This window comes from uncultured Jatrophihabitans sp. (assembly GCF_964244045.1).
Classification (GTDB): Bacteria; Actinomycetota; Actinomycetes; order Mycobacteriales; family Jatrophihabitantaceae; genus Jatrophihabitans.
On sequence record NZ_CAXTHK010000026.1, the window covers coordinates 40,162 to 60,394 of the forward strand.

Below are 20,233 nucleotides of genomic sequence, written 5' to 3' on the forward strand. Positions count from 1 at the left end.
TCGTTCGACGCGCGGTCATCACGATGCCCCCGCTCGGCTGCGAAGCCGCGGGTCGAGGACGGCGTTCACGAGATCGGCGACGGTGTTGAGCCCGACGAACGCGAAGACGAACAGCAGGGAGATCGCCTGAACCACTGGAAAGTCCTTCTGCTGCACGGACGAGATGAGCAGCTGCCCCAGGCCGCCGAGCCCGAACGCGTTCTCGACGACGACCGCGGCGGCGAACAGGCCGGCCACCTGCAGGCCGGCGATCGTCACCACCGAATTGGCCGACAGCCGGAGCACGTGGCTGCGGACGATCCGGACGTTGCTGATTCCCCGGGCGCGGGCGGTCTGCACGACGTCGGATGCGAGCTGTTCCTTGGCGACGGCGCGGGTGGTGCGGGCGAGCAGACCGAGCGAGATCGTCGCCAGGCACAGGGCGGGCAGGGTCAGGCTACGGATCCAGCCGACCAGACCCGGCTCCAGACCGTAGGCCGGGAAGATCTTGAATCGGACGGCGAAAATCGAGATCGCCACCGACGAAGCGACGAAGGCCGGCAGCGCCGTCGCAAGCGAGGTGAACGCCGTGACCGCGACGTCGACGACGCCGGGACGCAGCGCGGAGAGCAGGCCCAGCCCGATTCCCAGGACGACCACGATCACCGCGGAATATCCAACGAGCGCCAGGGTGATCGTCGTGGGGTGCGCAATACGCGCCGACACGCTCTGTTGGGAGATCAACGAGGTGCCGAAATTGCCGTGGAGCACGTTGTCGAGCCAATGCGCCCAGCGGGTCAGGAACGGCTGGTCGAGGCCGAGATCATGCCGGACCGCTCGGCGAGTGGCTTCCGGTGGCGGCCGCGACCCGAACAGGACGTTCTCTGGACTTCCCGGCGCCACGTAGATGCTCGCGTAGACGACGAAGCTGGCGATGAGCAGTGTCGCGACCAGGCCGGCCAGTCGCTTCACCAGGAATCCGATCATCACGCACGGCTCGCCGTCGACGCTGCTGTCACCGGCCGCCGACGGCGGCAGCCCACGGTGACGCCATGAAGGAGAAACTCAGGGTGGCTCCCGCGAGCTTGCTCGACAGGTACACCGTCGAACGGGGCTGGACGATCGGGATCGCCGGCAGATCCTTCGCGAGTTCCTTCTCCGCAGTGATCAGCAGGGTGGCTCTGGCGGTCGGGTCAGTGGTGGCCCAGGCCTTGTTCAACGCGGCGTCGACGGTGCCGTTGCTGTAACCGCTGAAGTTGTTGTCGCCGCCGGTGCCGCCGAGGAGACTGTCCTGGAACAGCGGCTCGGGCAGCTCGACGTAGCTCTTGGTGAGAAAGGCGTCGAACGGCTTCCGGGCTTTCGCGTCGGCGAACAAGGATCCGTATTGCTGGTTGGGCAGTCCCTGGATCTTCATCCTGAGCCCAATCGAGTCGCCGGCCTGTTGGATGACGGTCGTGATCTGGGTGCTCTGCGCGTCGCCGGTCGGGTATCCCAGGGTGACCGACTTACCCGCGGCCCCGGCCTGGGCGATGAGTTTCTTCGCCGCATCCAGGTTGTCGGTGATCGGCGTGTAGGCCGCCTGGAAGGTGGGCTTTGCGTAGCCCCAGACGCCGGGGCCCGAGAGCCGGTAGAGCGGATCGGCGGTGTTGTTGTAGACCGTCTTCGCGATTCCGGCCCGATCGATCACCATCGACAGGGCCTGACGGACGCGGACGTCGCTGAGCGTCCCGGTGTCCTTCGCGATCAGCAGGTCAACGTTCTCGGGAGTGGAACCGGCCGCACCGACATAGGTCTGGCCGGTGGTCGATGACTTGAGCGTCGAAAGCAGACCGGACGGCACGTTGAACCCGCCGTCGACCTTGCCCGATGTGAAGGCGTTGGCGAGGGCGGAGGGATCGGCGGGGTAGAGGAAGGTGAACGACGACGCGTGCGGGGCATGGGCTGAGTCCCAGTAGTTCGGGTTCTTGTTCATCACGAGCTTGCTCGTGCCGTCGAAGGAGCCGTAGGTGAACGGCCCGGTGCACATGACGCCCTTCTGCGGGCTGCCGAACGCGCGCCCGGCCTTGGTGGTGAACGCCTTCTCCACAACGGCGCCGCTCAGCGTCGCCAGAACGGCATTGAACTCGGTGGTCGGCTGCTTGAACGTGATCGTGACAGTCGTTGGGTTGTTGGCAACGATGGAGGACACCCGCTGATAGTTGGCGGCGTAGTTTGACGCGACCTTCGGGTCCAGGTTGCGGTTCAGGCTGTAGGCCACATCGGTTGCCGTCATCGGCGTTCCGTCCCAGAACTTCACCCCGCTGCGGATCGTCAGCTTGAGGTGCGTGGCATCTGTGTAGTCCGTTGCCGTGGCCAGCCCGGGCGTGATCGCGTAGTTCGGCCCGACCCGCAGCAACGGTTCACACAGGTTCGGAATGACGGTCTCCTCCGGATAGTCGGCGAGGGCGAGCGGATCGAGGCTGATCGGCGGCCGGTAGTCGCCGTACCAATTGACGTTGCCGACGGAGCTGTGAGCCGTGCCGATCTGGAAGGTGGACTTCGAGGCGCCCTTCACAGCTCCGCCGGTCGGCGACTTCGACGAGCTGGAGCCCGAGCAAGCCGCCAGCAGAATGGCGAGTGAAGCAGCTCCACAGGCAGCGGTGACAAGCCGGGTGGCGGCCATGATGACTCCCAACGTCAGGGTTGCGCGCGGTCTATTCCGAGCTGTGGACGAGTTGACCGCGGACATAGGTGCGGTGCACCCGGGCGGTGTGGATCTGGTCGGCGGCAACGGCGAACAGATCACGATCGAGGACGACGATGTCGGCCGGTGAACCGACCGACAGGCCGCTACTGCGGTGCGCCGCGAAAGCAGAACCTGCCGTGTAGGCCACGAGCGAGTCGGCCAGGCCGAGCGCCTGGGCAGCGTCGAGGGGCGGGGTCCCGTCCGGCGCGTCGGCGCCGAGTCGGGTCACTGCGGTCTGGATGCCGAGCAGGGGATCGGGGCTGCTCACCGGCCAGTCGCTACCCATGGCGAGGGCAACTCCCGCCTTCTGCAGCGCCGCAAACGGGTATTGCCAGCCGGCCCGTTGCGGGCCGAGGAACGGGATGGTGAGTTCGTCCATCTGCGGCTCGTGGCATGCCCAGAGCGGTTGGAGGTTTGCGATGGCACCCACCGCGCGAAACCGCGGAATGTCGTCCGGGTGCACGACCTGCAGATGCGCCAGCTGGTGGCGGCGATCCGACGTGCCGTTGACGCTACGGGCATGCGTGAGCGCATCGAGCACCTCACGGACGGCACGGTCGCCGAGGGCGTGGAAGTGGATACCGAATCCGGCCCGGTCCAGCCCGGTGACGACCTGGTTCAACAGCTCGGGGGACAGGAACGACAGGCCGCGATTGTCGGTGGGATGCCCGCAGCGATCCAGGTAGGGCTCGAGCAGCCCTGCGGTGAAGGTTTCGGCGACGCCGTCCTGCATCACTTTGACCGTGTCCGCCCGGTACCGGTGTCCGCCTTCCGCGACCGCCCGCCGGACCTCGTCCAGCAGGCCGATCTGGGTCTCGACGTCGGCGGCGGCGATCCCGCGATCCCACCAGAGCGCCGCGTCCACGCGCGCGGTCAGCCAACCCTGCTCAGCGGCACGCAGGTAGGTACTGTGCGGCCCGATCGGTTCGGCGATGTCGACGAGGGCGTCCTGCCAGCCGACGATGCCGAGGCTGTGCAGGTAGGCCTGCGCGCGTCGCAGGCCGTCGTCGTACTCCTGCTGGTCCGGTGGCGGGAGCAATCGCGCAACTAGGTCGATGGCCCCTTCGTGCAGCAACCCGGTGGGGGTGCCGTCCGAATCACGCTCAATCCGACCGTCGCGCGGATCAGCGGTTCGGGTGTCGATCCCGGCGAGGCGTAGGGCCGCGCCTGACACCCAGGCCGAGTGGTGATCTCGGTTGACGAAGAATGCCGGCCGTTCGCCCACGACGGCATCGAGCATCTGACTCGTCGGTCGACCGTCAGGAAACGCCGGCATTGACCAGCCTCCGCCGACCACCCACGTCCGCGTCGGGTGTTGCTGCAGGAATCTTAGGATCGCGCCGGAGTACCCATCCGGGGAGGAATGGTCGCCGAGATCGCACCGTCCGAGTTCAAGGCCGCCTTGCACCGGGTGGGCGTGGGCATCGAGGAAGCCGGGAATGACCAGGCGACCGTCGAGATCGACGACCTCATCCGCCGTCCCTGCGAGGTCCGCCACCTCCCGGTCGCCGCCCACGGCCACGATGACGCCGTCACGGATGGCGATCGCTTCGGCGCCCGTTCGTGCTGCGTCCGCGCGGAACACCTTGCCGTTGCGAAACACCACGGCCCCGCTCGACCCCATCGCAACCTCCGTCGTCACAGTGGTAAAAGAAAACGCGCCATCCGCGCTGTTGTCAACTATGTTGACAACAAGTTCGACGCTAGTGTGTCTCGGAACCAGCCGAAGGAGTGAGGGTGGCTGCAGCACAGGGCAAGGCCACGTCGAAGCCTGCCGCGCGTGCGCGCCGCCCAGTCGGTGGGGGCGGCGAGAGTGTGGCTCTGTCGGCGGACGCGATCATGGACGCGGCGCTCGAGCTCACGGAACGCGAGGGAGCTGGGGCCCTGACTGTGCGGCGTCTCGGCAGGGAGCTAGGTGTTGACGCAACGGCCTTCTATCGGCATTTCCGGGACAAGGACGAGCTCGTCCTGGCGGTGAGCGACCGCATCATCGCGATGACGCTCGATGCAGTCGTCGAGTCCGATGATTGGCGGGACACGCTGCGGTCGATCACGAGCGCTTCCAACGCAACGAACCTGCGCTACCCGGCGGTCACCAGCATCACGTTCGCCCGTATCACAGGGGGCCCGGCCGAGCGGGTCATGGTCGAAAAGATCCTTGCCACGATCTCTCGAGCCGGCCTATCGCCGGCAGACACGGCGTTGTATTACCGGGCGTTCGTCGACGCGATGCTTTCCTTGACCGGTCAGGCCGCGGCGGTGGCCAATCTCGAGCCCGCAGTGCGGGCCAAGGACGAATCCGCCTGGACACAGATCTATGGAGTGCTTTCGCAGTCGGACTACCCGGTCACGAGCGCACACGCAAAGGAACTGGTCGCCCTCTCGGAGCAGGAGGTGTTCGAAGCCGTGATCGAGGCCGTGATCGAGGCAATTGCCGCGCGGGCCGCGGAAACATCGCCGCAGCCGGCAATCCGAAGGTCCAGACCGAACAAGCCCGTCCCGCACGAGAAAAACCCCAACTAGACCCAGGAGAATCCGGTGGCCACTACGACTGCCCGGCTCGATGTCCTCAGCATCGGTTACGCGCATGATCGCGTGGCGAGCACATGCACGTTGGTCCGCGACGGCGACGCCGTGATTGTCATCGATCCAGGAATGGTCGCGAACCGCGCGCTACTACTGCAACCGCTCGCAGACCTGGTGCTCAGCGCGCAAGAGGTGACCGACATCGTCATCAGCCATCACCACCCCGACCACACCGTGAACATAGCGCTGTTTCCCAACGCGAAACTGCACGACGTGATGGCGACCTACGTCGACGACCTCTGGCTCGACCACGAGCCCGGCGATTTCACCGTATCGCCGGCGGTGCGGCTGGTGGCCACCCCCGGCCACACCGACCAGGACGTCAGCACAATCGTGCAGACCGACGACGGACTGATCGTGCTGACGCATCTGTGGTGGGGGGCCCAGGGCCCAGCGCAGGACCCGTTCGCGGCTGATGTCGCCGTGCTCAAAGCCTCGCGCGATCAGGTGCTTGCACTGGAGCCGGCACTCATCGTTCCGGGCCACGGTGCACCCTTCGCACCGAATGGATCGACCCCCCGGTGAGCTGCGTGCCGTGCCTGCAGGATTCGCCTCAGTTGGATTTGCCCTGCGGAACGCTCCGTGCTTTTCGCTCAGCCAGCTGACCTGCGCCGACGGGCCTTCGCCCCGAAAAAGTAGACACACGATTTGATGTTTAAGCGGCTGGTTGCAGCGTAGCGGCGTGAACGGTCTGCTCATGGGTGATGGGGTTGAGCTCCATGATCGCTGTGAAAGATCCCGCCGGCCAGGGTGCCGCGTGCACGGTGGGCGGCGCGCAGGCGTCCTCGACGAGTTCGGTGCGCGCATGTGCTCGGCGATGGACCAGCCGACGAGGCGCCGGGCGCACAGGTCGATCACGGTGGCCAGGTTGGCCTTGATCCAGGCCGACAACGTGGCATCAGTGATCCCCAGGTCGCCGGCGATCGCGGTGATTTTCGCCCCCTCGGTCACCCGGCACAACTCGACAGCGTCGCGGCGAAACTCAGCAGGGTAGTTCCGCGCCATTCGTGGATCCTCTCGCCTCCCGGCAACAACCGGGATTGAGCGGGTCCGCTACTCAGGGTCAAGTCCCGAGGTCGTGGCTCTCAGCTGTGCGGAAGGCTCGGGGAGGAGTCGGTGGTCAGTGTCCAGCTGGCCAGGAGGTTCAGGGCGCGCCGGGACGGTGAGTTCGGCTCGGTGCTGTAGACGAAGACGGCCGTGTCCTTGTCACCGGGCAGAGTGAGCGTCTCGTAGTAGACGGTGAGGTCACCGACGACGGGGTGGAGGAGGCGCTTCGTGCCGTGGGTTCGTTGGTAGACGCGGTGTTCGCTCCACCATTGATCGAACTCCGGGCTAAGTGCTCGAAGGTCGGTGACGAGGTCTGCCGTGGATCGATCGTTCGGGTCGGCGCCGAGATCGAGCCGCAGGCTTTCAACTGTTGCTCGCGCCTGCTGCTCCCAATCCACGAACAGCGCTCTTGCGCCGGCGTCAAGAAACATCCAGCGTGCGTAGTTGCGCTCGGGTGGCCGCATCCGCTCGAAATCGGCGAACAGAGCGCGGGCCATTCGGGTGGCCGCCAGGACGTCACTGCGCTTGCCCAGGACGAGTGCCGGCACATCGTTGAGGCTGTCCAGGAGCTGGCAGAGACCCGGTCTCACCCGTTGTACGCCCGGGGGTGGGCGGCGCACGGATCCAGACGTGCCGGTGCCGATGAGGTCTTCGAGATGGGCCCGGCCGGCGGGGCCGAGATCGAGCGCGCGCACGAGCGCGTCGATCACGGCGGGGGAGGGGATGATGCGTCGGCCTTGTTCGAGACGTGCGTAGTAGTCGGTCGACACGCCGGCCAGCAGCGCGACTTCTTCTCGTCGCAGGCCGGGGACTCGTCGCACACGCGCGTCGGCCGGTAGGCCTGCCCGCTGCGGGTCCTGTTGGCTGCGCGCTCGCCGCAAGAAGTCGGCGAGCTCACGGTTGGTATCGACCACAAGGCCATTGTGCCGGGCAAAGCCAGACGCCGGGTGGACCGCTGAGTCCTAGGTGCGTGGGTCCTTGGTTCGGCAGGGCGTGAGATGGCCGCCCACAGCTCCTGCGTCTGGGCGACAGTTGATGAAGCACCCCGCACGACCTGTGCAAGCAACGGTCGCATGCCACCTGCGACCCCGAAAAGAAGAGGCCAATCATCATGAGCATCCCCAACGATCGCCCGGCAACCTGGTTCGTGACCGGGACGTCGCGAGGCCTCGGACTCGAACTCGCCGTGCAGGTGCTTGAGCGCGGCGACAACCTTGCTGCCACGACCCGCTCCGTCGAGCGGCTGACCAGTGCGCTCGCTGGACGCGCCGACACCGCCAAGCTCCTCGCCCTACAAGTGGACTTGCGCGACCCCGCGGACGTTGCGCGTGCGATCGAGCAGACCACTGCCCGCTTCGGTGGTCTGGACGTGGTCGTCAACAACGCCGGATACGGCTTTCTCGGCGCGGTCGAAGAGACCAGCGCGGACGAGGTGCGCGCCATGCTCGACGTCCAGATCGTCGGTGTCTGGAACGTGCTGCGCGCAGCGCTGCCGGTCCTGCGCGGCCAGCGCAGCGGCCACATCGTCACTGTGTCCTCGGTGTTGGGCCTTACGGCCGTGCCGGGATGGGCGCTGTATTGCGCGGGCAAGTTTGCTGTCGAAGGCATCAGCGAAGCACTGGTCGCCGAGGTTGCCGAGTTCGGCGTCGAAGTGACCATCGTGGAGCCGGGCTACTTCCGCACAGACTTCCTGTCCTCCGACTCCCTCGGCCTGCCGGTGGCTACCGCGGACGGGTACCCCGCCATCCGGGAGATGGTCCAGAGCCACCTCGAGCTGCAGGGCAACCAGCTGGGCGACCCTGTCAAGGGTGCCGAGCAGATCGTGGGCCGTCTCGTCGGCGGCGGGCCCCTGCGGCTGATCCTCGGGTCCGATTCGCACGCCTACGCCACCGCGAAGGTCGACGCGTTGCAGGCCAACCTCGACGACGCCCGCGACACGGCCGCGCTCACCGACCACGTGACGCTCTCCCTCCCGGCATGATCCGGACTGTCGTACCGAGCAGACCTGAAGACCGCGCCGGCGAGGCTGCCCGAACGGGCAGCACAGAATTGAGGCGGCGCTCGTGAAACTCGCTACCGTTCGCCTGGATGACCGGCAGACCGTCGTCCTGGTGGAGGATGACGGACGAAGCTTGCGTGACGTGAGTGGGGTTACGGGTGCGGGGTCGGTGCTCGACGTCATCGCGAACTGGCAGCGACTGAGCAGCGAATTGCGCACTGCCGAGTTGCCGATGCTCACCGGCGCACACACGCTGTGCGCTCCGATCCCAGCGCTGCTGCGCAATATGTTCGCGGTGGGCAAGAACTACCGCGAGCACGTGGTTGAATTCGGCCGCTCCGGCTACGACAGTCCGGAACGCAGCGAGGACCTGCCGACCAAGCCAGTGGTGTTCTCCAAGGCGACGACCGCCGTGACCGGGCCGTTCGACCTGATCGAGCTGCACGCTGGTGTGACGTCGGAAGTGGACTACGAGGCCGAGCTGGCAGTGATCATCGGGACGGGCGGCCGCGGCATCAGCACGGCCCGCGCGATGGATCACGTGTGGGGTTACACGGTCGTCAACGATGTGACGGCCCGCGACCTGCAGCGCGACCACAAGCAGTGGTTGCTCGGTAAGTCTCTGGACACTCACGCGCCCATGGGCCCGTGGGCGGTCAGCGCCGACGAGATCGAGGACGTCACCACCTTGCGGGTCACGAGTTCGGTCAACGGTGAACCGCGTCAGGACGCCGTGATCGCCGATCTGATCTTCTCGATCCCCGAGCTCATCGCGACCATCTCGGCGGGGATCACGCTGATGCCCGGTGACGTCGTTGCCACCGGCACACCGGCCGGTGTGGGTATCGGCTTCGATCCGCCGCGGTTCTTGCAGGCGGGTGACGTCGTCGAGTGCTCGGTCGAGCGCATCGGCACGATCCGCAATACCGTCGGCTGCCACCAGTAGAGGAGACGCGCCATGCGTATCGGCGAGATCGAAATCCATCCGATAGCGGACGGCACCTTCCGCGCCGGTCCGGGGTACTTCGGTGAGCGCGTGACGGCGCACGGTCACGAGGACTACTTCAACCGCGACGGCAAGGCGTGGCTCCCGATCGGGTGCTTCCTGATCCGCACCCGAGCCAAGACGATCCTCGTCGATGCCGGTATGGGCCCGGCTATCCGCGACGATGGCGAACGCAGGCTGCTCGTCGGCGGCCAGTTGTTGCTCGGGCTGCGAGCAGTCGGTGTCACGAGGAATGACGTCGATGCGGTGGTGTGCACACACTTGCATGCCGACCACTGCGGCTGGTTGTTCGATACGGCCGGCCACCCGACGTTTCCGAATGCGGATATCTGGATGGGCCTCGCCGACTGGCACCACTTCGTGCTGGACCCCGACATCTGGATGTTCGATCACATCCGGTTCGGTCTGCAGAACTGCGAACCAGCGCGGTTGCACCTGATCAGCCAGGACAGCACGGTTGCCCCTGGCGTGGACCTGACAATGACTCCTGGCCACACTCCTGGACACCTGTCGGTGATCGTCTCCTCCGGCGTCCAGCGTGCGCTGCTGCTCGGCGACGCGATCGTGTGCCCCATCCAGCTGGACGAACCCACCTGGCAGTCCATCGGCGACGTCGACCCGCAACTGGCAGCCCAGGTCCGCGAACGGCTGTTCCGCGAACTCGAGGGCAGCAACACCTTCGGTGCAGGTGCGCATTTTCCCGAACTGCAGTTCGGTCGCGTGTTGACCGGACAGCTGCGTCGATGGGTCGGCTGACCCGGTGCCGGCCCGACTCGACGGTGTGCGACGCCGGGCGCCGCGCCGCCCGTCCACGGGTGCGTTCGTCAACGACCCAGCGGCACCACGAGTTGCCGGGCGAATGCGGCAGCCTCGGCCTCGTCGATCATTGCGGCAGCGACCGTCGCTCGGCCGATCGAGCGCGGCAGCAGCAGGCGGGGCGCATCGGCGAGCGCCACCGTGCGCAGTTGTGGTGACAGTGGCAGGTCGAGACGGCGCGGGTCGCGGACCAGCGCAGTGACGGTGTGACCGCGCGCCAGCGCTACCCGGGTGAGGTGCCCCCCGGTGTTGCCGGACGCGGCGAGTACAGCGATGTGCATAACGGTTGCTTTCAGGTGTAGGTGCGCGGAGATCGGCACGTGGCGCGGGAAGTGCGGTCTGGTGGTGACGCCGGTGGGCGCGGTGGCGGTGCGTGGCCGGCCGTTCCTGCTCGCGCGAAGTATGGCCGCCGCGGCAGGGTGCAACGCCGGTACCGCAGCCAGAAAGTCCGCGCTTGCGAGCGTCCACGGCTGACCGTCAAGATCGGTTACCGCCCCACCGGCCTCGTGGACGAGAAGGGCGCCGGCCAGGAGCCCCGAGCGGACCGCGCTGTGCTGCCAGAACACGTCCGTGCGCCCAGCTACGACGCGGATCAGCTGCAGCGTCGCCGGAACCGAGACCCGAACAACGCCGCCGGCGCCGAGCATGGCCGTGATGGTTCGGCCCATGCTCTCGTAGGTCGCAGTCGTTTCGCGTGGGCTGGCCTGGCCGGTGCCGACCAGCGCGGCGCTCAGGTTGGTCTTGGGCGAGGCCGCAAGTGGCGCGCCGTCCTGGCAGGCGCCGCTTATGGTTGCAACACCGGGGCGGGGCGCAGCTTGTCGGAGTGCCTTGTTCGGGTCGGAGACGCACCTGGACGTTCCGACTCGTGAGGAGAGACTTGATGTTGCCGCGCGAACGCGGGCGCATTCGCACTCGCAGCTCTTACGCTCATCGTTATCCCAGGCCCGAGCGTTCTGTTCACGATCGGACGCTCGCTGGCGTTCGGATGGAGAGGCGGATTGATCTCTGTCCTCGGCAATGCCATCGGCACGCTCCCCGCGACTGTGGCCGTGTCGTTGGGGCTGGGGCAACTCATCGCCGACTCTCTTCCGCTTTTCATTGCGATCAAGACTGCAGGCGCGGTCTACCTGATGTACCTGGGCGTACAAGCCATTCGACACCGTCGTGTCCACGGCGGCGAGGCTGCGTCTGACGAGGCGAGTGCACCGCCGAGCAGCCTGCGTCAGCTTCGTGAGGGAATCGTGGTCGGTGTGTCGAACCCGAAGACGTTGGTCTTCTTCGTGGCAGTGCTGCCGCAGTTCGTCAGCCGTGAGGCTGGGTCCATCCCTTTGCAACTGGCGCTCCTGGGTTGCGTGTTCGCTGTGATTGCCCTTCTCAGCGACAGCATTTGGGCTTTGGTTGCTGGAACCGCTCGCGAGTGGTTCGCACGAAATCCCCGTCGGCAGTCGCATATGTCTGCTGGCGGCGGCGTGATGATGATCGGTCTCGGGGGTGCCCTGGTCGCGACGGGCAACAAGCGTTGAACCGGTCCCGCCGCTGACGATTCACCGGGCGGCCGAGATTTAGCCTCGCGGGTCGTTGCCGTACATCGAGACAGCCAGATGCTCACTTACATGGCCATCGGTGGCATCACACCGTTGGTAATGCGCGTCCACTGCATCCTCCGCACCTGCGACCTTCAGCGCCACAACTGCAGTGCGAGCCCGGCGCCGAGAGCGGCGACGAGCCAACGGATCACCGCGGGTGGCAAATGACGGGAGACGCGCGGGCCTATGGTGCCTCCAGCGAACATGCCCACTGCCAGCGGGGCAACTGCGGACCAGGCGACACTGCCCCCAGCAACAACGACTACCGATGCCGTCACCGAGGTCGCGCCCACAAGCATGTTCTTAGCCGCATTCGCGTGGGGCATTCGATCATCGACGAGCACAAGCCACGCCGCGAGCAGCATCACGCCCGATCCGGCGCCGAAGTACCCCCCGTAGACGGAAACAAGCCCGACCGCCGGAAGGGTTATCGCGGCGGCAGCGTGTCGGCGACCTCGCATGTGCCTTGTGAGCCATGGCTGCAAGACCAGCGAGACAGAAGCCGCGATCACGAGGTACGGGACGATACGGCCGAAAGCGCTGGCTGGAGTGCTGATCAATAGCACTGCGCCGAGGGCCGCACCGGCGGCGGCCGCAGCCATTGCTCGAAGCAGCCGCGGCCGCTGGTTGACAAGTTCGGCTCGCGAAGCGAGTGCTGCCCCTGGCCAACAGGCGACTGCCGCAACCAGATTTACCGTGTCGGCCGGAAGGCGGGACAGGCCGACGAACAGCAGGACCGGGTAGCTGACGATGGAGGTGATGCCACCGGCGGTTCCGACCGTCCCGGCGAGCAGACCTGCCAGCAGCAGAATTGCCGTCGCTCCTGGCTCACCCATCACCGACGCTGCGGGGCCTCGAGCGACGGCGAGGACACACTGCAACTCTACGCGCCTCGATGCCTGTGTGAACGGACCCGATGATCGCGTGGCCGGACGCCGACGTGTTCTTCTTCTCGGCCGTATCGACGGCAGACGAGGTAACGGTGCGGTTCGTGGCTGCGGGCTCGGAACGCGGTGCCGTCGTCGGCCGAAAATTCGTGCAGCAGTCCCTGCTCACCAAGGACCTGCAACGCCGGTAGACCGTGGCCAGATCGATCCGGTGGCCGTGCTCGCGTAACTCGATGGACAGAGCATGGCAGTGGCTGGGATCTCGCGGTCGTCGAGCGCCTCCAAGACCTCCCTTGCGCCGCGACTGTCGCGGCGTGGCCGTCGGCGGGGGTCGGTGGTCCGGGCGTTGCTACCGATACCCTAAGTGCTTCGCGGAATTGACAACCGATGTCATTACGGAGTTGGCTGGCGCGCGCCGGGTCGTTCGCCTGGCGTCGCGCAGGATTGAAGGGGTTGTCGTGAGTCGTCGTTCGTGGGTGGCATCGGTCGCCGTCGTCTTGGTGGGCGTGAGCGCCGTGGCCGGGTGCAGTACGTCCTCGTCAGGGGGCGGGTCCCAGGTGACCGGCACCGGGACCGGCAGCGGCGGTTCGGGCACGGTGGTCCAGGTGGCGGCGAGCATCAACGCGTGGGGCAGCATCTTGGAGCAACTCGGCGGAACGCACGTAAAGGCGACCTCGATCATCACCAATCCTGATACCGACCCGCACGACTACGAGCCGACGCCTCAGGACGGCACGGTGATCGCCGGGTCGAAGCTGTTTGTGGAGAACGGCATCGGCTATGACTCGTGGGCGGCCAAGTCATTGGCCGCGAGCCCGGACTCGAGCCGACTCGTGATCGATGTCGGCGACCTGGTGCACATCCCGAACGGCGGGAACCCGCACCGCTGGTACTCACCGTCGAACGTCAACACGGTCGCTGACACCATCACCGCGGACCTGAAGAAGCTGGACCCAGCCGACGCCTCCTACTTCGATGCTCAGCGGCAGAGGTTCGCGACCAACGGCCTAGCCACCTACAAGTCACTGATTAAGGAGATTCAGGGGAAGTACGCCGGCACGCAGGTCGGTGCGAGCGAGTCAATCTTCGCGCCGCTGGCGGATGCGTTGAAGCTGGATCTGGTCACGCCGCCGTCGTTTCTGAAGGCGATCAGCGAAGGCACAGACCCGTCAGCGGCCGACCTGTCGACGATCAACTCTCAGATCAGCGGGAAGAAGATCAAGGTGTACGTATTCAACAGCCAGAACGCCACCCCTGATGTCGCTGCGCAGGTGAAGGCGGCCAAGGCTGCCGGCATCCCGGTGTCGACGGTGACCGAGACGCTGTCTCCGGCGAACGCCACCTTCGAGCAGTGGCAGGTGGCGCAACTGCAGGCCCTTATCACAGCGCTGCATCAGGCGACCGGCAAGTGATCGATCGACCCGGCGCCAAGCCCTCCGCCGCCAATCCGTCTGCCAGCGACCGGCCGTTGGCCCACCACCCGGCGCAGACTCAGGAAATGCCCGTGCAGGCGGACCTCCCGCAGCAGCGACCCGTTATTGAGCTGCGCCGCGCGGCCGCTGCAGTGGGCGGGCGCCGCATCTGGTCGGAGGTGAGTCTGAGCGTCACTGCTGGGGAGTTCGTCGCTGTCCTGGGTCCGAACGGTGTCGGCAAGTCCACGCTGCTGAAAATGGTCCTCGGCCTTGTCCCGGTGACCGAGGGACAGGTGACCGTGCTCGGAGGGCGCCCTGGGCAGCGGAATAAGCGCATCGGATACCTGCCGCAGCGCCGCGCGTTCGATCCGGCGACCCGGGTGCGCGGCGTCGACATCGTGCGACTCGGCCTGGACGGTGACCGCTGGGGTGTCCCTGTCCCCGGATGGGTGCCCGGCTCGCGTGGACGGCAGATCACCCGCCGAGTGGACGAGGTGATCGAACTCGTCGGCGCCACAAGCTATGCCGGTCGCCCGATTGGCCAGTGCTCCGGCGGGGAACAACAACGGCTGCTCATCGCCCAGGCGCTCGCCCGGCGACCCGAACTGCTGATTCTCGACGAACCACTGGACGGTCTTGACGTCACCAATCAGGCCTCGGTCAGCGCGCTGATCCGTGAGGTGAGCCGCAGCCAGCAGGTCGCAGTCATACTGGTGGCCCACGACGTGAACCCGGTCCTGTCCTACCTCGACCAGGTCATCTATCTCGCCCATGGCGGGGCGGTGATGGGTCCTCCGGCCGATGTCATCACCGCCGCCACACTCACCATGCTCTACGGCACACCGATCGACGTGCTCACCGACCGCGCCGGCCGTCTGGTGGTCGTGGGACAGCCCGACGCCCCCGCCGAACACCGCCTCTCCGGCCGATGACCACCACTCACCGATGACTGGGTTGAGCTGGAACGTCCTCGACGACGCCCGGCAACTCCTGGCGTTCCACTTCATGCTCAACGCGCTGCGCGCGGGAACCATCGTGGCCGTGGTCGCCGGTGCGATCGGCTACTTCATGGTGCTGCGCCGGCAGAGCTTCGTCGGCCACACGCTGGCCGTCGCCGGATTCCCCGGCGCTGCCGGCGCCACTTACCTCGGCCTGGCCACCCCGCTGGGTTATTTCGGGTTCTGCATCGCCGGGGCGTTGGTCATCGCCGCGCTACCCGGCGGCGGCCGCGCGAACTCCGGGTTCGGCGGCTACGGCAAGGAATCCGCCGCCATCGGCACCGTGCAAGGGTTCGCGCTGGCCTGCGGGTTTCTGTTCGTCAGCCTGTACAAGGGATTTCTCACCGGCCTGAACAGTCTGCTGTTCGGCTCCATCATCGGTGTCACCGACGACCAGGTCCTCACCCTGCTGATCGCCGGCGGCCTGTGCCTGATCGTGCTCTCGGTGATCGCCCGGCCGCTGCTGTTCGCCAGCGTTGACCCCGAGGTCGCCCGCGCCCGCGGCGTCCCGGTCCGCCTGCTCGGCGCGGCGTTCCTGATCGTGCTCGGGGTCGCTGCGGCCGGGACCAGCCAGGTCACCGGCAGCCTGCTCATCTTCGCGCTACTGGTCGCCCCCGCTGCGACCGCCAGTCGACTCACCGCCCGACCCGCCCTCGGCCTGACGCTGTCAATGATCATCGCCGTCGTCGTGGTCTGGGCCGGTGAAGGCGTCGCGTTCTTCTCGACCTACCCGATCGGTTTCTGGGTCACTACCTTCGCCTTCGGCCTGTTCCTGCTCGCTACCGCCTACCGCGCCGCCTTCGACGCCTACGGCCGCCGACGCGTCCGCACCGGCCCCTTACCCGCGGTGGCGGCGGCATGAGCGCAGTGCATCTGCCGGCCGGCAATGTCCTGGCGGGTCAGCATGTCCTGGCCGCCAACCCGGTGACCGGGCTGACCAACATGCTGTCCACCGGGTTCATCCAGCACGCCCTGCTGGCCGGTACCTCCATCGCGTTGCTGTCCGGGCTGGTCGGATACTTCGTCGTGCTCCGCGGCCAGGTCTTCGCCAGCGACGCCCTGTCCCACGTGGCCTACGCCGGAGCACTGGCCGCGCTCGCCGCCGGGGTAGACCTACGGTTCGGGCTGTTCGCCGCCTGCATCGCGGTCGGGCTGATCCTCGGATTGTTGGGCGGCCGTGGCGCGGCCGACGACATCGTCATCGGCACCACCTTCGCCTGGATCCTCGGGCTCGGCGTGTTCTTCCTCGCCGTCTACACCACGCACGCCGCGACCGCCAACGGCGCAGCGAACGTCAACGTGCTGTTCGGGTCGATCTTCGGCATCAGTGCAACCGACGCGCACACCGCCACCTGGATCGCGCTAGCCACGATCGCCGTGCTGCTGCTCATCGCCCGCCCGCTGCTTTTCGCCAGCCTCGATCCCGCTGTCGCCGCGGCTCGCGGTGTCCCGGTACGCCTGCTCGGACCGCTGTTCCTGGCCGCCGTCGGTGTCACCGCCGCCGAAGCCAGCCAAGCGATCGGGGCGCTGCTGCTGTTCGGGCTCGTCGCCGCACCACCGGCGGCGGCGCAACTGCTCACCGACCGGCCGTGGTGGGGATTCGTATTGTCCGGGCTACTGTCGGTCGCCGCCATGTGGATCGGCATCACCGTCGCCTACGCCGCGCCAAAGTTCCCGGTCAGCTTCGACATCATGACCACCGCGACCCTCATCTACCTGACCGCCGCCGTGATCGCTGCGCTGCGCCGCCGACACCGGCGGGGTCCCGGTAGCAACGAATTGAATCTGGTCCCTGACCCGTCGATGACGGCGTATTGATCACCACGGCCGCGCCGGTTGGCGGCGATGTCAGGTGTGCTGGACACCGGGGCGTGTCAGGTGGTCGCTGGGTGGTGACTTGCGCGTGAGGGTGAGGATGGTGTCGGTGACGGTGGCCCGCTGCCCGCCGGGGCCGCCGGCGACGCGGTCGCGATTCTCCGCCATGGCCTCCTGCCACAGCTCAGGGTCGAGCCGGAACTCGGCCAGCAGCTGCTCAGGGGTCGGGAAGACCGTGTCGGGGTCCGCCCACGACCACGGGGCAACCGAGGCATGGTCCACGACGAGCAACACACCCCCAGGCCGCAGTGCGGCCGCGGCCCGGGCCAACATAGCGGGCCGGTCGAACTCCACGGGGGAGAGCAGATACTGGGCACTGATCAGGTCGAACTCCCCCTGCGGAAAGGTGGCGTCGAGATCGTGACGTTCGGTGCGGACCCGGTCGCCGACGCCGGCAGCGGCGGCGCGGTCGGTGACTCGGGTCAGCGCGGTGGCCGAGACGTCCACGGTAAGCACGGCCCACCCCCGTTCCGCCAGCCACAACGCGTCACCACCGTCGCCGCACCCCAGGTCTAGCGCCCGCCCTGAGGTCAGCGCTCTGACGGCGTCGACGAGGACCGGACCGGGCCCCCCGATACCGGGCTGTGTCGCGGCGTAGTGAGGCTCCCAGAACCCCTCGGACGCCGAGCTCTTGTGGGTCATCAGAGCGCCGCCCCGTGGCGACGGTCGCCGAGGACCCGTTCGCAGACTTCGGCCTCCGTTGCCGCGGAAAACGAGGAAGCTTGGGACTCTCGCCGCGCGCGCAGCGCGGCGACCGCGACCTCGATGTCCTCGCCCATGAGCTCCATGTGAACGGCTGCGCCCACACCGGACCCGGCGGCAGCGGAAGTGATGACCTGTGCCATGGGGGCAGCGACGTTGCCCGCCGCCCACACCCCGGCGGTCGCGGTGAGACCCGCGGGGTCGGTGGGCAAGTAGTGCCCGGCGACGACTCCACCGAGCTCGAGGTCGGTCGTGTCCAGGCCCAGGTCCGCGAGCAGGTCGGTGCGTGCCTCTAATCCCGTCGAGACCGCCACGGCCTGGCGGGCGAACACCCGACCGTCGGCCATTTGCAGCCCCGTCAGGGCGTCGTCCGTGGTTTGCACCGCGGTGACCTGACCCACAACCCACTCCACCCCGAGCGCCGCAAGCTGCTCGACCTGATCGTCGCCCGGGTCGGGCGCAGTGTGCTGGAAGTACACGACATCGTCGGTGAGCTGGCGAAATAGCATCACCTGATGCAGGGCCATCGGGTTGGTGCCCAGCACCCCGACCGCTTGGTCGCGTACCTCCCAGCCGTGGCAGAACGGGCAGTGCAGCACGTCGCGGCCCCACCGCTGTGCCAGCCCCGCCACATCGGGCAACACGTCGACCAGTCCGGTGGCCAGCACTACCCGGCGGGCCTCCACCGTTCGGCCCGGCTCGTCGCCGGTGCTGAGCGTCACGGTGAACCGCGGACCACCTGGCCGCGGGTCCGTCAACACCGCGGCCGCGGTCGCGGTGCCCTCGACGACCTCTACGTCGTAGGCGTGCGCTTCGGAGCGCCCGATCTCTAACAACGTCGCAGGCGCCGTCCCCTCCGCGTAGAGGTAGTTGTGCACCCCCCCAGCGGGGGCGTTACGCCCGTGCCCGGCGTCGATCAACAGCACCGACCTGCGGGAGCGGGCCAGAATCTTCGCCGCGCTCAGCCCGGCCGAGCCACCGCCGACCACCACCACGTCAACCTCGTCTTCGTTGGAGCTCCGGACCGGTGCCCGTGTCGTACTCATCGTGTTCCTCTCGTTGGTTCGACGGGTGCGCCGTGATGCGCCCGCTGCGGTCACCACAGTGCAATCACCTTTCGCTCGATGCCAACATTTCTTGCGGATCTGGCAAACTGGCGGAGTGGGGAACACGCAGCGGGGCAGCCGGGGCGAGGCCGCCACACCCGATATCGGCACGGGGCCCGACGCCAACATCGACGCGGTCATTGACGGCCTCGGAGCGCGGCTACGGGGTCTGCGCCGCACCAGGGCCATGACACTGGCCGACCTGGCCGAAGCCACCGGCACCTCGCAGGCCACCCTGTCGCGGTTGGAGTCCGGGGAACGCCGACCCAGCCTGGAGCTCCTTCTTCGTCTCGCCGGTACCTACCGCGTAACCCTCGACGAGCTCGTCGACGCACCCGCCACTGGCGACCCGCGCATCCACGCCCGCCCCAGCGTCCGCTACGGCATGACGTGGGTGCCGCTGACCCGCAGACCCGGTGGGCTACAAGCGTTCAAACTCATCATCCCCGCCCGGTTCCCGGCAGACCCACCCGAGCAACGCAGCCACCCCGGTTACGAATGGATGTACGTCCTCGACGGCCGAGTTCGACTACTCCTCGGCGAGCACGACCTCACCCTCACCCCTGGCGAGGTCGCCGACTTCGACACCCACACCCCCCACGCCTTCAGCAACCCCACCGACACCCCCACGGAGCTGCTCGTCCTCAGCAGCGCCCAAGGCCAACGCGCCCACATCCGCGCACAACCCACGCAGACCAGGTCAGGCCCGACCTCCACGCGTTGATCATCGCGGCTCAACCACTGCGCACCGCACCCAGCCGCGGTCGAGCCCCACCGGGCACAGCGATACCACGGGGCAAGACGCGATTGTGTCCGCACTCGTTGTCCGGGCGACACCTCAACGCGGTCGCGCTCGCTGCCCGCCTCTGTGCGATCGGCATCGAACGATGCCGCGCGCGACTGGCCGTCGTCGACCAAACTCAGCAGCGAGATCCACCCGCAATGCTCGCCGGCGTCCTCGGAGTCACCCCTCGCACCGCCTCGAACGCCACCACCCGAACCGGCGGCCGATGGGCCCACTACGCCGCCGAGCCACGAGAAGAGGCTCATCGCAGAAGGGTGTAGTCGGGGTCTGTCGGCTTCCGCGGTCGCCGGCATGGATTTCCGCGCTCGGGTGCACTTCTGTCCGGGTGCGCCGAGGCGAGCGTCGGGAACAAGTTAGGCATCGTCGCTGCCGGCCCGCAGGGAATGGATCATTCTCTGCAGGATCCGTAACGTGCCTGACTGCTCGGTCTCGGTCATGCCGGTCAGCATTCTGATCTCGACGGACCGGACGGCGACCGTCGCCTTCTGCAGGCTTTGTCGGCCGCGCGGGGTGAGCCGCGCGGGAAGAACTTTCCCGACCGGTGCCTGCGCAGGCCTGGTCACAGAGCCGTCTCGTTCCAGGCTGTGCAGCAGCACGTTCATCGACTGTCGGGTCACGAACGCGCCCCGCGCCAGTTCGGAGTTCGACAGGGGGAGAGTCCCGCCGAGTGGTGTAAGTCGGGTTCCTGATCGTGGTGACCGGTG

The 20,233-nt window shown here is 67.3% G+C and carries 21 protein-coding genes and 1 pseudogene; 12 read left to right on the top strand and 10 right to left on the bottom strand.

Annotated features, from left to right (window positions below):
• Positions 1-18: 18 nt before the first annotated feature.
• The 3 genes from ACFFC4_RS17065 to ACFFC4_RS17075 are packed head-to-tail and all read right to left on the bottom strand — an operon-like array spanning position 19 to position 4,328.
• Entirely contained in the window at positions 19-966 is a 948-nt protein-coding gene (locus tag ACFFC4_RS17065; protein ID WP_375503075.1) for an ABC transporter permease, read from the bottom strand.
• A 28-nt stretch (positions 967-994) separates the two neighbouring features.
• On the bottom strand, positions 995-2,641 hold the full coding sequence (locus ACFFC4_RS17070; protein WP_375503043.1) for an ABC transporter substrate-binding protein: 1,647 nt from the start codon (positions 2,639-2,641) through the stop codon (positions 995-997).
• A 31-nt stretch (positions 2,642-2,672) separates the two neighbouring features.
• Complete coding sequence (locus tag ACFFC4_RS17075; protein ID WP_375503045.1) at positions 2,673-4,328, bottom strand: amidohydrolase; 1,656 nt, start codon at positions 4,326-4,328, stop codon at positions 2,673-2,675.
• Positions 4,329-4,543: 215 nt separating this feature from the next.
• Between ACFFC4_RS17075 and ACFFC4_RS17080 the strand changes: the two genes are divergently transcribed.
• Both ACFFC4_RS17080 and ACFFC4_RS17085 read left to right on the top strand, forming a co-directional pair.
• On the top strand, positions 4,544-5,227 hold the full coding sequence (locus ACFFC4_RS17080) for a TetR/AcrR family transcriptional regulator (RefSeq protein WP_375503047.1): 684 nt from the start codon (positions 4,544-4,546) through the stop codon (positions 5,225-5,227).
• A 15-nt stretch (positions 5,228-5,242) separates the two neighbouring features.
• The gene (locus tag ACFFC4_RS17085; protein WP_375503049.1) at positions 5,243-5,815 is read left to right on the top strand and encodes an MBL fold metallo-hydrolase; all 573 of its coding nucleotides are present in this window, start codon (positions 5,243-5,245) and stop codon (positions 5,813-5,815) included.
• Positions 5,816-6,172: 357 nt separating this feature from the next.
• Here ACFFC4_RS17085 and ACFFC4_RS17090 read toward each other — a convergent pair.
• Both ACFFC4_RS17090 and ACFFC4_RS17095 read right to left on the bottom strand, forming a co-directional pair.
• Positions 6,173-6,295 (bottom strand): annotated as a pseudogene (locus ACFFC4_RS17090) (hypothetical protein); the annotation flags it as partial.
• An 80-nt stretch (positions 6,296-6,375) separates the two neighbouring features.
• A complete protein-coding gene (locus tag ACFFC4_RS17095) occupies positions 6,376-7,251 on the bottom strand; it encodes a helix-turn-helix transcriptional regulator (protein WP_375503051.1) in 876 nt (291 codons plus the stop codon).
• A gap of 197 nt (positions 7,252-7,448) precedes the next feature.
• On the opposite strand from ACFFC4_RS17095, the gene ACFFC4_RS17100 reads away from it, so the two are divergent.
• From ACFFC4_RS17100 to ACFFC4_RS17110, 3 genes are all read left to right on the top strand, one after another.
• The gene (locus tag ACFFC4_RS17100) at positions 7,449-8,318 is read left to right on the top strand and encodes an SDR family NAD(P)-dependent oxidoreductase (protein ID WP_375503053.1); all 870 of its coding nucleotides are present in this window, start codon (positions 7,449-7,451) and stop codon (positions 8,316-8,318) included.
• Between the two features lie 160 nt (positions 8,319-8,478).
• Positions 8,479-9,282 carry a fumarylacetoacetate hydrolase family protein gene (locus ACFFC4_RS17105; RefSeq protein ID WP_375503077.1) on the top strand — a complete coding sequence of 268 codons (804 nt, stop codon included), beginning with the start codon at positions 8,479-8,481 and terminating at the stop codon, positions 9,280-9,282.
• Positions 9,283-9,294: 12 nt separating this feature from the next.
• A complete protein-coding gene (locus ACFFC4_RS17110) occupies positions 9,295-10,098 on the top strand; it encodes an MBL fold metallo-hydrolase (RefSeq protein ID WP_375503055.1) in 804 nt (267 codons plus the stop codon).
• A 68-nt stretch (positions 10,099-10,166) separates the two neighbouring features.
• On the opposite strand, the gene ACFFC4_RS17115 is transcribed toward ACFFC4_RS17110, so the two are convergent.
• Complete coding sequence (locus ACFFC4_RS17115) at positions 10,167-11,177, bottom strand: inositol monophosphatase family protein (protein WP_375503079.1); 1,011 nt, start codon at positions 11,175-11,177, stop codon at positions 10,167-10,169.
• Between ACFFC4_RS17115 and ACFFC4_RS17120 the strand changes: the two genes are divergently transcribed.
• Entirely contained in the window at positions 11,088-11,681 is a 594-nt protein-coding gene (locus ACFFC4_RS17120) for a LysE family translocator (RefSeq protein WP_375503081.1), read from the top strand. The genes ACFFC4_RS17115 and ACFFC4_RS17120 overlap by 90 nt on opposite strands.
• A 155-nt stretch (positions 11,682-11,836) precedes the next feature.
• Here the strand turns inward: ACFFC4_RS17120 and ACFFC4_RS17125 are convergent, their stop codons facing one another.
• A complete protein-coding gene (locus tag ACFFC4_RS17125) occupies positions 11,837-12,580 on the bottom strand; it encodes a sulfite exporter TauE/SafE family protein (protein WP_375503057.1) in 744 nt (247 codons plus the stop codon).
• A gap of 80 nt (positions 12,581-12,660) precedes the next feature.
• Between ACFFC4_RS17125 and ACFFC4_RS17130 the strand changes: the two genes are divergently transcribed.
• The 5 genes from ACFFC4_RS17130 to ACFFC4_RS17150 all read left to right on the top strand — a co-directional run bounded on the left by ACFFC4_RS17130 (position 12,661) and on the right by ACFFC4_RS17150 (position 16,859).
• Entirely contained in the window at positions 12,661-12,822 is a 162-nt protein-coding gene (locus ACFFC4_RS17130; protein ID WP_375503059.1) for a hypothetical protein, read from the top strand.
• 267 nt (positions 12,823-13,089) lie between these two features.
• Positions 13,090-14,043 (top strand): metal ABC transporter solute-binding protein, Zn/Mn family, encoded by a 954-nt coding sequence (locus ACFFC4_RS17135; protein WP_375503061.1) that lies wholly within the window; start codon positions 13,090-13,092, stop codon positions 14,041-14,043.
• A gap of 86 nt (positions 14,044-14,129) precedes the next feature.
• Positions 14,130-14,975, top strand: coding sequence for a metal ABC transporter ATP-binding protein (locus tag ACFFC4_RS17140; RefSeq protein ID WP_375503063.1), 846 nt, complete (start codon positions 14,130-14,132; stop codon positions 14,973-14,975).
• 13 nt (positions 14,976-14,988) lie between these two features.
• Positions 14,989-15,903 (top strand): metal ABC transporter permease, encoded by a 915-nt coding sequence (locus tag ACFFC4_RS17145; RefSeq protein WP_375503065.1) that lies wholly within the window; start codon positions 14,989-14,991, stop codon positions 15,901-15,903.
• Positions 15,900-16,859 (top strand): metal ABC transporter permease, encoded by a 960-nt coding sequence (locus ACFFC4_RS17150; RefSeq protein WP_375503067.1) that lies wholly within the window; start codon positions 15,900-15,902, stop codon positions 16,857-16,859. Before ACFFC4_RS17145 ends, ACFFC4_RS17150 begins: the two co-directional genes overlap by 4 nt.
• A 30-nt stretch (positions 16,860-16,889) precedes the next feature.
• Here the strand turns inward: ACFFC4_RS17150 and ACFFC4_RS17155 are convergent, their stop codons facing one another.
• Both ACFFC4_RS17155 and ACFFC4_RS17160 read right to left on the bottom strand, forming a co-directional pair.
• Positions 16,890-17,558, bottom strand: coding sequence for an SAM-dependent methyltransferase (locus tag ACFFC4_RS17155; protein WP_375503069.1), 669 nt, complete (start codon positions 17,556-17,558; stop codon positions 16,890-16,892).
• On the bottom strand, positions 17,558-18,664 hold the full coding sequence (locus tag ACFFC4_RS17160) for an NAD(P)/FAD-dependent oxidoreductase (protein WP_375503071.1): 1,107 nt from the start codon (positions 18,662-18,664) through the stop codon (positions 17,558-17,560). The genes ACFFC4_RS17155 and ACFFC4_RS17160 overlap by 1 nt, the downstream gene beginning before the upstream one ends.
• A 163-nt stretch (positions 18,665-18,827) precedes the next feature.
• On the opposite strand from ACFFC4_RS17160, the gene ACFFC4_RS17165 reads away from it, so the two are divergent.
• Positions 18,828-19,448, top strand: a complete 621-nt coding sequence (locus ACFFC4_RS17165; protein WP_375503083.1) for a helix-turn-helix domain-containing protein — start codon at positions 18,828-18,830, stop codon at positions 19,446-19,448.
• Positions 19,449-19,882: 434 nt separating this feature from the next.
• On the opposite strand, the gene ACFFC4_RS17170 is transcribed toward ACFFC4_RS17165, so the two are convergent.
• Positions 19,883-20,233, bottom strand: a 351-nt coding sequence (locus tag ACFFC4_RS17170) for a MarR family winged helix-turn-helix transcriptional regulator (RefSeq protein ID WP_375503073.1), incomplete at its 5' end; no start/stop codon positions are given.